Origin of the sequence: Neorhizobium sp. CSC1952 (assembly GCF_030378245.1) — a bacterium.
GTDB lineage: Bacteria > Pseudomonadota > Alphaproteobacteria > Rhizobiales > Rhizobiaceae > Neorhizobium > Neorhizobium oryzae_A.
Genome location: NZ_CP128416.1, coordinates 4,381,630 through 4,394,115, shown reverse-complemented (window position 1 = coordinate 4,394,115; position 12,486 = coordinate 4,381,630). Strand labels below are relative to the sequence as shown.

Below are 12,486 nucleotides of genomic sequence, written 5' to 3'. Positions count from 1 at the left end.
GGGACAATGCCCGACCTTCATAAGGCGGCAGCCGGGCGTCTCTTCCTGTGGAGAAGCGGTCAGGAGCCCCTGCGGCCCATGCGGTATTGCAGGAGCCGCATCATGCGGGCGTCGAAATTCGTCGCTTCGATCTGATCGAAGCGCAATTGCTCGCGATCGTGGTTTTCAAGGATCCGGCGCGTCGTTTCCGAGACCTGTTTTTCAAGCGCGTCGCAGCTCTTGCTGGAGCCGAGCGCAAGCAATGCCCGCTCGAGCTGGCGGGCATGGTTGCGGGCGATCTCCGCATGCCGCTCCTCATGCCGCTTGATATCGGTGGACAGCGTGTCCCAGATGAAGCGGAGATCCGCCGACGCGCGGCTACGGTTGTTCCAGCGCGGCAGGATGAGGTGCGTCCGCAGCGTGACGCGCGCCCCGCCGATCGAGCAGCGTCCGCCCCGCTCCATGTAGGTGACGTCCCCGCCGAACTTGATCTCGGTCGCGCCGGGATGGCGATGGCCGGTCGCGCGGGTCATCGGCCCGTGCTTTTCCAGCTCCTTGTCGAGATCTTCGGCCGTGCGGCCGCCGATGCGGAAATACGAATAGGTCTTGGTGATGACGGGCTCGGCCGAAGCCGTTGCCGGGATCACGCAGAGGAGAAGAATTGCACCGAAAAATCGGCGGACTCTGCGCATAAAGAACATTATCAGGCCTGCGACGTTGAACTTGGTTGGAGCTTGGGGCATAGCCAACTGGAGCGCAACACAAAGGCATGAAATTTTGCGTTACCCTTCGAAAGATGGACAGCCGGTGACATCGCGATGCAACAGCACGTGGCGTGTCGGGCGAGGTCGGGCCATCGAACTCGGCCCGCAGGGCCATATCATGGCGATCGTCAACGTCACGCCGGATTCTTTTTCGGACGGCGGACGCTACTCCGGAAGCGTCGAGACGGCGATCGCGCATGCCATGTCCTGTATTCGTGACGGAGCCGCGATCGTCGACATCGGCGGCGAATCGACGAGACCGGGCGCCGTCGAGGTCTCGGCGGCGGAAGAGCAGGATCGCGTCCTGCCGGTGATCGAGAGGCTTGCGGCCGAGACCGACGCACTGATCTCCATCGATACTTACCGCGCCGAAACGGCGAGATTGGCCGTCGCGGCCGGTGCTCACATCGTCAACGACGTGCACGGCCTGCAGCGGGAGCCCGAGATCGCGAATGTCGTGGCCCGAACGGGGGCAGGGATCTGCATCATGCATACCGGCCGGGGTCGCGAACAGGAAAAGCGTGCCGACCTGGTTGCCGATCAGGAGTTTTTCCTGACGGAATCGCTGAAGATCGCCCGCGCCGCCGGAATTCCCGAGGAGGCCGTGATCCTCGATCCGGGCTTCGGCTTCGCCAAGAACCGTGACGAGGACGTGGAACTGATGGCGCGGTTCGCCGAACTGCACCGGCTGGGCTTTCCGCTGCTTGCCGGCACGTCCCGCAAGCGCTTCACCGGCAGCGTGACGGGCCGCGATAAGCCCGACGAACGCGATGTCGGCACGGCGGCCACGACCGTGATATTGCGGCTTGCGGGTGCGGCGATCTTCCGGGTCCACAACGTCGCCGTCAATCGTGATGCGCTGGCCATGGCCGATGCCGTGCTCGCCGCCGCCGAGGCCCATGCCGCAAAGAGAGGCTCCTGATGGGCACCTATACGATCACGCTGAAGAACTGTGCCTTCTATGCCAACCATGGGGCGTTCGAGCAGGAAGTCTCTCTGGGGCAGCGTTTTTTCGTCGATGTCGTCATGGACGTCGAGGCGGACGAGGCGCTCGAGAACGACGATGTCGGAAGCACGGTTCATTACGGCATCGCCTACGAGATCGTCGAAAAGGCCGTGACCGAGCATCGCCGCAACCTGATCGAGGCGCTCGCCAAGGACATCGCCAAGGCGCTCTGCGCCTGGTCGCCGAGGATCAGGCGTGCCGATATCACCGTGCGCAAGCCGAGCGTGCCGATCCGGGGCATTTTGGACTATGCGGAGGTGCGCGTTGAGCATTTCGCCTGAAAAGGTTTTCGAGGTCGCGGCGCTGGGGCTCGGCGGCAATATCGGCGATCCGCCGGCTGCCATGGCCGAAGCCTTGCGGCAGCTCGATCGGCGTGATGACTGCCGCGTCGCCGCCGTTTCGAAACTTTATTCGACCCCGCCCTGGGGGAAGACGGATCAGGCGGATTTCTTCAACTGCTGCGCACTGGTGGAAACGTCGCTGGAGCCGGAAGCCTTGCTCGATGTCTGCCTGTCGATCGAGCGGGGCATGAAGCGGGTGCGTCTGGAGCGCTGGGGGCCGCGCACCATCGATATCGACGTGCTGACCTACGGGACGCGCGAGCAGAAGACCGAGAAGCTGGAAGTGCCGCATCCCCGCATGACCGAGCGCGGTTTCGTGATGAAGCCGCTTGCCGACATCGCGCCGGACCTTCCGGTCAAGGGAAGAAAGGTGCGCGACTGGCTTGAAGAGGCGGATATCGGCGGCATCAAGGTCGCAGGTGACCAGGACTGGTGGCGGGCTCGGTAAGCCCGCACGGGGCATTACTGTTCGATCGAACCGACGGCGATCGAATCGAGATCGCGGTCGAGGCTGAGCCCGATGACCGGAACCATCTGATCCTCGACCTTCACCGAGATGGTGATGTTCATCTTGTTTTCGCCGCGCAGGCTCGCGACCATCGCGCCGTTGAGCTTGGCGCGGTTGATTCCCATCACGACCTTGTCGCCGCTGACAGAGCCGGAAATGATGTCGAGGCCCTTGCCTTCGGCGCCGTCCAGGAATTTGCCGCTATAGCCGCGGCCGCTCTCGGTGATGACCGCGGACATCGGCTGCTGGAAGACGCCGACGCGGCAGGTGCCGTCGAGCTTGATGCCGACATTGCCGTCCGGAGCCGGCGCGCCGGTCAGGTTGCAGCTGAACTTCGTACCCTTGTATTTGCCGGCGACGATTTCGCCGGGACCTTTCCAGACGCCTGCGACCGACTGGAAGAATGCCTTGTCGCGGGGGGCGGCTTCGGCCTGCGGAGCCATGGCCGACGTGGCCGCAATGGTCAGGACGGCGAGCCCGCCGAGAAGCGAAAAGAGGCGCGGGTACATGGGCTTTTCCTTGGCACGCAAGCAACGTTAAGTGCCGCCCAATCTAGGCGGGAATGGTTAACGACTGGTGACGATATCCAGGTTTGAGACGGATCGGACCGGTTTACGGCTCGTCCTTGCGCCCGCCGACCGCCGCGATATCGGAAATGAAATCGCCTATTCCGGGGCGTTTGACCGCCCGAAAGGGCAGCGGCCGGCAGAGATCCATGGCTGCGATCCCGATTCGCGCCGTCAACAGACCGTTGATCACCCCTTCGCCGAGCCGGCTCGACAGTTTGGAGGCAAGTCCATGGCCGAGCACCTGCTGCGCAAGGCTGTCGCCGACGGCAATCGAGCCTGTGACCGCAAGATGGGCGATGACGTCCCGCATCAATCTGAGAAGGCCCAGCGTCCCCGGCCGCCCGCCATAGAGATCGGCCATCGCGCGGATGAGCCGGGTCACCTCGAAGAACACATAGGCGAGATCGACGATGGCGCGGGGACTGACGGCTGTGACGACCGAGACCCGCTTCGCCGAACCGAGGATAAGCGAACGGGCCTTTCGGTCGAGAGGCGCCAGCAGCTCCCGTTCGGCCAGTTCGAGGAGCTGCGGGCCGTCGATGATCTCGTCTTTCGTTGCATCGAGCGAAGCGCGGCCCCTGGCGGTCTCCGCGCGGTGGCTGAGAAGCTTTGTGAGCGTCGCGACGACGCTGCGTGCCGCGGCCGGGCGGGGGGAGAGGGCTGCTTCTTCGGCTTCGGATTTCAGCGTCTGGACGGTGGCAAGCCGCATCATGCCGAAGATTTCCCGCCCGACGATGACGGCGAGCGCGAGGAGCCCGAGCCCGAGCGCGGCCAGCGCGGCATAGCCGAGCCAGTCGGCGCGGGAAAAGAGATCGCGGATCACCCGGTCGGCCCAGAGCCCGAAGGCGAGCGACAGGAAGGTGCCGAAGGCGGCGATCGCGAGATTGACGAAGGAGAATTTTTTCCGCGCCCGGGGCTCTGCGACCGGAATGGCTTCGGAGGCGAGTTCAGGCGGCGTCACGAAGGGGTCCTCTTCGTCCGGCGTGACGACGACGCCATCCTCGAAGCTGCGTGGGCTGCGGCGCGCCGGAACAGGCGTCTCGTACCTGGTTGTTTCGTCTTCCACGGTAAAGGAGGCGGGGCGACGCTTGCCGTTCGGGGGATTTTCGGGCTCTCTCATGCGAGTCGGTCTCCGAACAGGAACTGCATGGCGCGGTCGAGCCGGATATGCGGCACCGAGAGTTTCAGGCCCCCATTGGTTTCTTCCAGCGCCGGCGGGCGGAAACGCACCACGTTGATCTCCGGAAGCTCCGCCTTCGGCGCATCGAGCTTTTGAAAGAACGCTTCAGGATCTTCCGGCAAGTCGCCGGGAAATATGGCGGTTTTCCTTTCCCCGTCGAAGCGCTCACCATCGATCGTCTCGCCTGCCATCGGCGTGCCGACGATGACCGGCAGGAGCTGGTTGCCCTCCTTCACCGTCGCCTCGCGGGTGGCGCGGACGGACGCGATCGCCATGACCTCGATCCCGGCGCCGGCCATGCCGATGCGCTGGATGGCGCGGTCCACGAGCCGGCCCGTCAGTCTCTCCAGCCGGTCGTGGCTTTCGTGGTGCAGGTGGTCGGCCTTGGTCGCGGCAACCAAGACCTTGTCGATCCTGCGCCCGAGGAAGGCGGAGAAGAAGCTGTTGTGGCCGGGGCGGAAACAGGCGAGCACGTCCGTCAGCGCCCTTTCCAAGTCCTGCACAGCTTCCGGACCGCGATTGATCGCCTGCAGCGCGTCGATTAGCACGATCTGCCGGTCGAGCCGCGCGAAATGCTCGCGGAAGAAGGGTTTGACGACGACGTTCTTGTAGGCGTCATAGCGGCGCTCCATCATCGCCCGCAGCGAGCCTTTGGGCGCCTTCGCGTCCGGAATGTTCGGCAGCGGCGCGAAGGTGAGCGCCGGCGAGCCCTCCAGATCCCCGGGCATCAGGAAGCGGCCGGGCGGCAGGGTGGACAGCGAGCGCTCGTCGTCCTTGCAGGCCCTGAGATAGGCAGCGAAGCTCTCGGAAAGCCGCCTGGCGGTCATCTCGTCTGCCGGCGCATCCATGTCGATGCTCGAAGCGAGCGCCAGCCATTCCCGCGACAATTCCCTGCGTATGCCCGTTTCGGCGAGCGCTGCGGTATTTTCGCTGAATGCCCGAAAATCCTGTGCCAGAAGCGGCAGGTCGAGCAGCCATTCGCCCGGATAGTCGACGATATCGATGGAAAGCCGGCCGCGTGAAAACATCCGGTTCCAGCCGCTGGCGCTCTGGTAGTCGAGGGTGATGCGCAATTCGGAAATGGCGCGGGTGGAATCGGGCCAGACCCGGTCGCGCACCAGCGCCTGGATGTGATCCTCGTACTGGAAGCGCGGGATCGCGTCGTCCGGCTGCGGTTCGAGCCGTACGGCCGAGACCCGGCCGGAACGCAACGCCTCGAAGAGCGGCAGGCGGCCGCCGTTCAGAAGATTGTGGACGAGCGAGGAGATGAACACCGTCTTGCCCGCTCGCGACAGGCCCGTCACGCCCAGTCTGATCGCGGGATGCACAAGACCCGAAGCGCGGTCGGCGAGATTGTCCAGCGCGATGCGGGCGTCGTCGGTGAAGCTGGTAAGCGAAGGCGGCAAGGCGTCGTTCCGGATCCAGTGTTTTCAGCTATATAGGATGGGCAGCCGCCGCCGCAAAGGCGGGGATCGTCTCAGACCGTCAGGAAATCGGTGAGCACCCAAACCGCATCCGAGCCTGCGACGAAGCCGCGGTAGTCCAGCACCGCCAGTCCGGCGGGCGGATAGCCGCCCGGGATCGCCGCCACCATGCGGTCGGCCCCGATGAGCGCTTCCAGCACCTCTTCCATGGTCGGATTGTGACCGACCAGCATGACCGAGCGGCTGTCCTTCTGCCCGTCGAGGACGGCGAGGTAGGTGGCGAGCGAGCCGTTGTAGAGTTCGTCGATATAGACCGGCTCGATCGTCTCGCTGACGGCGCGGCGGACCGCTTCGGCCGTCTGGCGGCAGCGGATTGCCGTCGAGCTGACGAGGAGGTCGGGGCGGTAGTTCCGGTCGGCCGCCTTGTCGGCGACGATCTCCGCCTCCGCAAAGCCCTGATTGTCGAGCGTGCGGTCGAAATCGTGCTGTCCCGGCTCCGCCCAGCCCGATCTGGCATGACGCAGCAGGTAGATGCGGGAAGGAGGAGGCGTAATCGTCGTCATGCCCGGCGCCGAAACTTGGAAATTCGAAAGGATGGGTACCTGTCGGACGGGGCCTCGTCAACTGCCCCCGATGTCCCGGAATAATCCCGCACAAGCCCGTGACATTAGACGGAACGACTATGGCGGCTACAAATAAAAGCTTAAAAAATAGCCGTTTAGATGATTTCTGTGACAGTTTTAAAAATGCTTTAATGCTGGCCCGCAAGGCTTGAACCGCCTGGGGCACATGGGATATAGAGGCGCCGCATGAGATGTTCTTCAGGAGAATCGCGTTGAGTGAGAAGATCGATCTTAGCAATTATGTGCTCTCGGAAGACGACGAGTTCATGAATGCAAATCAAAAGGCGTATTTCCGGGCCAAATTGATTGCTTGGAAAAATGACATCCTGAGAGAAGCGCGCGAAACGCTGGATCATCTGGCAGAAGAAAGCGCAAATCATCCCGATCTCGCCGACCGGGCCTCCTCCGAAACCGACAGAGCTATCGAACTTCGCGCCCGCGACCGCCAGCGCAAGCTGATTGCCAAGATCGACGCCGCCCTCCAGCGCATCGAAGACGGCACCTACGGTTACTGCGAGGAGACCGGCGAGCCGATCGGCCTCAAACGCCTCGACGCCCGCCCGATCGCAACCCTGTCGATCGAAGCGCAGGAACGCCACGAGCGCCGCGAAAAGGTCTATAGGGACGAATAATCTCGCAACTGCCCAAAACCAATTCAGAAGGCACGGGGTCTCCCTGTGCCTTTTTTATTGGTCGGATGAGGAGGAACACGCCGCCTCGCTCACTTGTCGCGGGTGACGGACATCTCGCCGAAAATGCGAGCGACTTCCGCCTGCAGGGAGGGTTCGGGCGTTGCCCCGGTAACCGGCGGCACCGAAGGATCGCGCGGCAGCGTCTGGCGGTTCGCCTGTCCGGAGGCCGCGGCCTCGCGGGCGGCGAGGTTGTTGGCCATTTCCTGTTCGAGGATTTTCTCGAAGTCGCTGCCGAGCTGTTTCGGCTTCTCCGCGGCGGTCTGCAACGCGGAGGGCACGTTTGCGGGGTTGATGGGCACCACGCGCGGCTCCGGCTCCTCCTGAAAGACACGGCCCCGGGCTGCATCGAGCACCTCGGCGGCGTTGTCGAGCGAATGGGCGGCGGCATTGGCGGCCGCCAGGGCTGCGATCGGCCGCAGCGGTTCGGGCCTTACGTCGGGCGTCTGGGAAACGGGGACGTCGGACCTGGACGCGGATAGCGGTTCTGAGGCCGGCGGAAGAGGCCTGGAGGGTGCAGGCGCGCTCGCCGGCTGCACCACGCCGGGAACGGGAGCCGTAGCGGCCGAAGCGGGACGAGGCGCCTCCCGTGCGGCAAGGCTTTCCGCTGCCGGCTCGATGCGGGGTTCCGGCGGCGCCGGACGCTGGGCCGGAGCGGCTCGCGGTCCTGCAGGCGGCATGGCGGAGAAGGGGACGATATCCTGGGATTCCGAAACCTCGGAACGGCTTGCGGCGGACGCCGATGCTGCCCGCGTACCGCCCGTGGCGGTCGAAATCCCGCTCTCGATGACGATATCGGTCGGTCCGCCGATCATGATCAGGTGTTCGACATTGTCGCGGCGCACGAGAACGAGGCGGCGGCGCGTATCGACCGCAGCGGCATCCAGCACCTGCAGCCTCGGCTGACGGTTCTTGCCGCCGCGCACGAAAGGCGAGGGGCCGTTGCGGCCGCGGATCATCCACAGAACGCCGATCAGCAGGAGGAGGCCGACGCCGACGCCGACGATGGCGATCACGAGGCGGCTGCCATAGGCGCTCAACAGATCTTCGAACATTTTTGCCACTCCTCATGTGAACGCTGCCGTAAAAGACGACTTTTTTCCCGCCGAGGCAAGCCGCCGGTCGTCATTCTGCAGAGCTGAAAATACAGAACGGAATGGCAAAGATAGGTCACGCCGGCAAACTGTCCCGGGTTTTATGGACTTGCGGAGCTTTTTGCTTCATCTGCAACTTGCTAAGAAGGAATCGCGGGATTTTCGTTCCCGGGAATATCCATGGCCGGGGCGCCGGCCGAAATGCGAGGAATTGATGACGAAGTTGCAGCAAGGCGGCAACTACGAAGCGCCCCTGGTGGATCGCGGTTCGCGCGGCGGCACCATCATCCGGATCATTCTCCTGGCGCTTGTGCTCTGCGGCGTGGCCGCGGGTTTCGTGCTGTTCCAGCACGCGCTCGACAACGAAGTCGTGCTCGGCCTTCTCGGCATCCTCGCGATGGTGGGCATCTTCTTCCTGGTTTCCTCCATCATCGGCTTTGTCGAGGTGATGCCGCAGTCCCGCTCCGACGAGCTGGCGCGCGGCTTTCTCGCCAATCATCCCGACGGCATCCTGATCACCGATCCACGGGGCCGCATTCTTTACGCCAATGCCGCCTACGGCCGCCTGACCGGTGCGACCAGGGCGAGCAACGTGCAGTCCCTCGAAGCGCTGCTGTCGAAGACCCGCGAATCGACCGAGGCGCTCTACCGGCTGACCGCGGCGCTGCGCGAAGGCCGCGAAGGCCACGAGGAGTTCCGGCTTCTGCAGCCGCTCGGCCGTGCGACGGGCAATGGTTCCGGCGCCCACTGGTATCGCCTGAAAGCGCGGCTGCTGGGGCCTGCCGGAAAAGGTCAGCTCGATATCTGGCAGATTACCGACATCACATCGGAACGGGAGGACCAGGAGCGGTTTTTCCGCGAGTTGCAGAACGCCATCGACTATCTCGATCATGCCCCTGCCGGGTTCTTCTCCGCCGGCAAGAAGGGCGAGATCTTCTATCTGAACGCCACGCTGGCCGAGTGGCTCGGCATCGACCTCACCAAATTCGTGCCGCGTTCCACGACGATCGCCGATCTCGTGGCGGGCGAGGGCATGGCGCTCATCCAGTCCGTGCAGGCGGCCCCGGGTCTCGATCGCACCGAAACGCTTGATCTCGATCTGCGCCGCGCCAACGGCCAGAGCCTGCCGGTGCGGCTGGTGCACAGCGTCAGCGCCACCCGTGACGGTGCGCCCGGCGAAAGCCGCACGATCGTGCTGGCGCGGCCGAAGGGCGGCGAGGGCGACCAGTCGGCCTCCGCCATGCGCTTCACCCGCTTCTTCAACAATACGCCGATGGCGATCGCCTCGGTCGACGGCGGCGGAAAAATCCTGCGCATCAACGCGCCGTTCCTGAAACTGTTTGCCGGGGTCGTGTCCCGCGACGAGGTAGAGGCCGGCGCCGATCTCGAGCGCATCGTGCACGAGAATTCCCGCCAGCAGCTGATGCAGGCGCTCGCCGCCGCCAAGGACCGGCAGGGCGACATAGCCCCGATCGATTCGCGTCATCCGGGCGACGAGAACCGTTACGTGCGCTTCTACGTCAATGCCGTCATCGACGAGAGCGACGAGGCTCCGGAAGAGGCGGCGATCGTCTATGCCGTCGAGACGACCGAGCAGAAGGCGCTCGAGACCCAGATGGCGCAGACCCAGAAGCTCAACGCGGTCGGCACGCTGGCAGGCGGCATCGCACACGACTTCAACAACGTGCTGACGGCGATCCTGCTCTCCTCGGATCATCTTCTTTTGCAGGCGCGCCCTTCCGATGCGAGTTTTGCCGATCTGATGGAGATCAAGCGCAACGCCAATCGCGCGGCGGTGCTGGTGCGTCAGCTTCTCGCCTTCTCGCGCAAGCAGACCATGCGTCCGGCGGTATTGAACCTCACCGATGTCGTGGGCGACCTGCGCATGCTGGTCGACCGGCTGATCTCCGGCACGAACGTGAAGCTGGAAGTGGATTACGGCCGCGACCTCTGGCCCGTCCGCACCGACCTTTCGCAATTCGAGCAGGTGCTGATCAACCTTTGCGTCAACGCGCGCGATGCCATGCCCCAGGGCGGCACGATCCTCATCAAGACCCGCAATGTCTCGGCCGGCGAAGCGGCCGGTTTCCATCAGGCGGACCTGCCGGCCGAGGATTTCGTCATGGTGGAGGTTTCCGACACCGGCACGGGCATTTCGTCCGAAATCATGGACAAGATCTTCGAGCCCTTCTTCACGACGAAGGAAGTGGGCAAGGGGACGGGCCTCGGCCTTTCCATGGTCTATGGCATCGTCAAGCAGTCTGGGGGCTATATCTATCCGGAATCGGAAGTCGGCCGCGGAACGAGCTTCCGCATCTTCCTGCCGCGTCATGTTCAGGAAACGCCGGCGGTGGTGCAGGAGGCCGCTCCCGCGGCCGGTTCTTCGACCGAACAGGCCGCCCCGCCGCCGGTCGTTTCCCCGCCGCCCGCCGAAGACCTCGATCTGACCGGCAAATCGGCGGTCGTTCTGCTGGTGGAAGACGAGGAGGCGGTCCGGCGCGGCGGCAAGCGCATGCTGGAAACGCGAGGCTATACGGTACATGAGGCGGGTTCGGGCACCGAAGCCCTGGAGATCATGGAGGAGCTTGAAGGCAAGGTCGACATTGTCGTTTCCGATGTCGTCATGCCTGAGATGGACGGACCGACGCTGCTCACCGAGCTGCGGAAATCCTATCCGGATCTGAAATTCATCTTCGTCTCGGGCTATGCGGAGGATGCTTTTGCCCGCAACCTGCCGGCCGACGCCAAGTTCGGCTTCCTGCCGAAGCCGTTCTCGCTGAAGCAGCTCGCCGTGGCCGTCCGCGAGATGCTCGATTCGGACTGAGGGCCGCGCGTTTCGCCGGATTTCCCATGCCGCTGCGATTCGTCTCGGAATTGCCGCCAAGCGTTGTTTTCCTTAGCGGATTTTCCACATGCGGCAGAGCGTGAACATCACCGGAACGAAATCGGAATAATTATTTTAAGTCAATCTGTTGGTCAGGCATTGTCAAATGAGAACAAACAGGGTACATCACCTTTATCGGCTGCTTCATTGCTTGCGCGGCGGCAATAACCTAAAGGTGGGATCACATGGCACAGAATAGTTTGCGGCTCGTAGAGGATAAAGCGGTGGACAAGAGCAAGGCGCTGGAAGCGGCACTGTCGCAGATCGAACGATCCTTTGGAAAAGGATCGATCATGAAGCTCGGCTCGAACGAGAATATCGTCGAGATCGAGACGGTCCCCACGGGTTCTCTCAGCCTCGATATCGCGCTCGGCATCGGCGGCCTTCCGAAGGGGCGCATCGTTGAGATCTACGGTCCGGAAAGCTCGGGCAAGACGACGCTCGCGCTGCAGACGATTGCCGAATCCCAGAAGAGGGGAGGCATCTGCGCCTTCGTCGACGCCGAACATGCGCTCGATCCGGTCTACGCCCGCAAGCTCGGCGTCGACCTCCAGAACCTTCTGATTTCCCAGCCGGATACCGGCGAGCAGGCGCTTGAGATCACCGATACGCTGGTCCGCTCCGGCGCGATCGACGTGCTGGTCGTCGACTCGGTCGCGGCGCTGACGCCGCGCGCCGAAATCGAAGGCGAGATGGGCGACAATCTGCCGGGCATGCAGGCCCGCCTGATGAGCCAGGCACTGCGCAAGCTGACTGCCTCCATCTCGCGCTCCAACTGCATGGTCATCTTCATCAACCAGATCCGCATGAAGATCGGCGTCATGTTCGGTTCGCCGGAAACCACGACGGGCGGCAACGCGCTGAAGTTTTATGCCTCGGTCCGCCTCGACATCCGCCGCATCGGCCAGGTCAAGGAGCGCGAGGAGGTGGTCGGCAACCAGACCCGCGTCAAGGTCGTCAAGAACAAGATGGCTCCTCCCTTCAAGCAGGTCGAATTCGACATCATGTATGGCGAGGGCGTCTCCAAGACCGGCGAATTGATCGATCTCGGCGTCAAGGCGGGTATCGTCGAAAAGTCCGGCGCCTGGTTCTCCTATAACAGCCAGCGCCTTGGCCAGGGCCGCGAAAACGCAAAGCTCTTCCTGCGCGACAATCCGGAGCTCGCCCGCGAGATCGAAATGTCGCTTCGCCAGAATGCCGGCCTCATCGCCGACCGCTTCCTGCAGAACGGCGGTCCGGACGCCGACGACGGCGACGCGGCTGCCGAAATGTAATCGGTTCCGCCGCACTCGGAGCTTCTCCGGCCGCTTGCTTTTCGAGCCGGCTGCCCATCGAAAGATGAGCGGCCGGTTTCTCGTTCGTCTGGACAGCCGGGAGCGCGGGCGATACAAGCCTTTGGTTTTCGAATAACAGGACCGCATCCGG

General features: G+C 63.7%; 12 protein-coding genes. 6 read left to right on the top strand and 6 right to left on the bottom strand.

The genetic code is table 11. The features are described 5' to 3' along the window. Positions 1-59: 59 nt before the first annotated feature. Positions 60-680 carry a DUF922 domain-containing protein gene (locus QTA58_RS21250; protein WP_289670691.1) on the bottom strand — a complete coding sequence of 207 codons (621 nt, stop codon included), beginning with the start codon at positions 678-680 and terminating at the stop codon, positions 60-62. Between the two features lie 181 nt (positions 681-861). Between QTA58_RS21250 and folP the strand changes: the two genes are divergently transcribed. From folP to folK, 3 genes are read left to right on the top strand one after another with little or no spacing between them, the layout of a single operon-like run. After that, positions 862-1,665, top strand: coding sequence for a dihydropteroate synthase (folP, locus tag QTA58_RS21245; protein WP_341850270.1), 804 nt, complete (start codon positions 862-864; stop codon positions 1,663-1,665). Beyond that, entirely contained in the window at positions 1,665-2,030 is a 366-nt protein-coding gene (gene folB, locus QTA58_RS21240; RefSeq protein ID WP_289670687.1) for a dihydroneopterin aldolase, read from the top strand. The genes folP and folB overlap by 1 nt, the downstream gene beginning before the upstream one ends. After that, positions 2,014-2,538, top strand: coding sequence for a 2-amino-4-hydroxy-6-hydroxymethyldihydropteridine diphosphokinase (gene folK, locus QTA58_RS21235; protein ID WP_289670686.1), 525 nt, complete (start codon positions 2,014-2,016; stop codon positions 2,536-2,538). Before folB ends, folK begins: the two co-directional genes overlap by 17 nt. 14 nt (positions 2,539-2,552) lie before the next feature. Here folK and QTA58_RS21230 read toward each other — a convergent pair whose 3' ends face one another. From QTA58_RS21230 to QTA58_RS21215, 4 genes are all read right to left on the bottom strand, one after another. Further along, positions 2,553-3,107: a hypothetical protein gene (locus tag QTA58_RS21230; protein ID WP_289670685.1), complete on the bottom strand. Its 555-nt coding sequence runs from the start codon at positions 3,105-3,107 to the stop codon at positions 2,553-2,555. A gap of 103 nt (positions 3,108-3,210) precedes the next feature. Continuing rightward, positions 3,211-4,287 carry a TIGR01620 family protein gene (locus tag QTA58_RS21225; protein WP_289670684.1) on the bottom strand — a complete coding sequence of 359 codons (1,077 nt, stop codon included), beginning with the start codon at positions 4,285-4,287 and terminating at the stop codon, positions 3,211-3,213. Continuing rightward, positions 4,284-5,753: a YcjX family protein gene (locus QTA58_RS21220; protein WP_289670682.1), complete on the bottom strand. Its 1,470-nt coding sequence runs from the start codon at positions 5,751-5,753 to the stop codon at positions 4,284-4,286. Before QTA58_RS21220 ends, QTA58_RS21225 begins: the two co-directional genes overlap by 4 nt. Before the next feature lie 71 nt (positions 5,754-5,824). Then, positions 5,825-6,334 (bottom strand): histidine phosphatase family protein, encoded by a 510-nt coding sequence (locus QTA58_RS21215; RefSeq protein ID WP_085424343.1) that lies wholly within the window; start codon positions 6,332-6,334, stop codon positions 5,825-5,827. Between the two features lie 272 nt (positions 6,335-6,606). Here QTA58_RS21215 and dksA point away from each other — a divergent pair, with 272 nt between their 5' ends. Beyond that, the gene (gene dksA, locus QTA58_RS21210; protein ID WP_085424344.1) at positions 6,607-7,026 is read left to right on the top strand and encodes an RNA polymerase-binding protein DksA; all 420 of its coding nucleotides are present in this window, start codon (positions 6,607-6,609) and stop codon (positions 7,024-7,026) included. Between the two features lie 89 nt (positions 7,027-7,115). Here dksA and QTA58_RS21205 read toward each other — a convergent pair whose 3' ends face one another. Further along, positions 7,116-8,138: a flagellar biosynthetic protein FliO gene (locus tag QTA58_RS21205; RefSeq protein ID WP_289670679.1), complete on the bottom strand. Its 1,023-nt coding sequence runs from the start codon at positions 8,136-8,138 to the stop codon at positions 7,116-7,118. Positions 8,139-8,391: 253 nt separating this feature from the next. Here QTA58_RS21205 and QTA58_RS21200 point away from each other — a divergent pair, with 253 nt between their 5' ends. Beyond that, a complete protein-coding gene (locus QTA58_RS21200) occupies positions 8,392-11,001 on the top strand; it encodes a PAS domain-containing sensor histidine kinase (RefSeq protein WP_289670678.1) in 2,610 nt (869 codons plus the stop codon). Positions 11,002-11,246: 245 nt separating this feature from the next. Further along, a complete protein-coding gene (recA, locus tag QTA58_RS21195; RefSeq protein ID WP_085424347.1) occupies positions 11,247-12,335 on the top strand; it encodes a recombinase RecA in 1,089 nt (362 codons plus the stop codon). Positions 12,336-12,486 lie beyond the last annotated feature (151 nt).

Excerpts from the sequence above, each read along its gene's own strand:
- QTA58_RS21250 (WP_289670691.1), bottom strand. The coding sequence starts at position 680 with ATGTTCTTTATGCGCAGAGTCCGCCGATTTTTCGGTGCAATTCTTCTC.
- folP (WP_341850270.1), top strand. The coding sequence starts at position 862 with ATGGCGATCGTCAACGTCACGCCGGATTCTTTTTCGGACGGCGGACGC.
- folB (WP_289670687.1), top strand. The coding sequence starts at position 1,665 with ATGGGCACCTATACGATCACGCTGAAGAACTGTGCCTTCTATGCCAAC.
- QTA58_RS21230 (WP_289670685.1), bottom strand. The coding sequence starts at position 3,107 with ATGTACCCGCGCCTCTTTTCGCTTCTCGGCGGGCTCGCCGTCCTGACC.
- QTA58_RS21225 (WP_289670684.1), bottom strand. The coding sequence starts at position 4,287 with ATGAGAGAGCCCGAAAATCCCCCGAACGGCAAGCGTCGCCCCGCCTCC.
- QTA58_RS21215 (WP_085424343.1), bottom strand. The coding sequence starts at position 6,334 with ATGACGACGATTACGCCTCCTCCTTCCCGCATCTACCTGCTGCGTCAT.
- QTA58_RS21205 (WP_289670679.1), bottom strand. The coding sequence starts at position 8,138 with ATGTTCGAAGATCTGTTGAGCGCCTATGGCAGCCGCCTCGTGATCGCC.
- QTA58_RS21200 (WP_289670678.1), top strand. The coding sequence starts at position 8,392 with ATGACGAAGTTGCAGCAAGGCGGCAACTACGAAGCGCCCCTGGTGGAT.
- recA (WP_085424347.1), top strand. The coding sequence starts at position 11,247 with ATGGCACAGAATAGTTTGCGGCTCGTAGAGGATAAAGCGGTGGACAAG.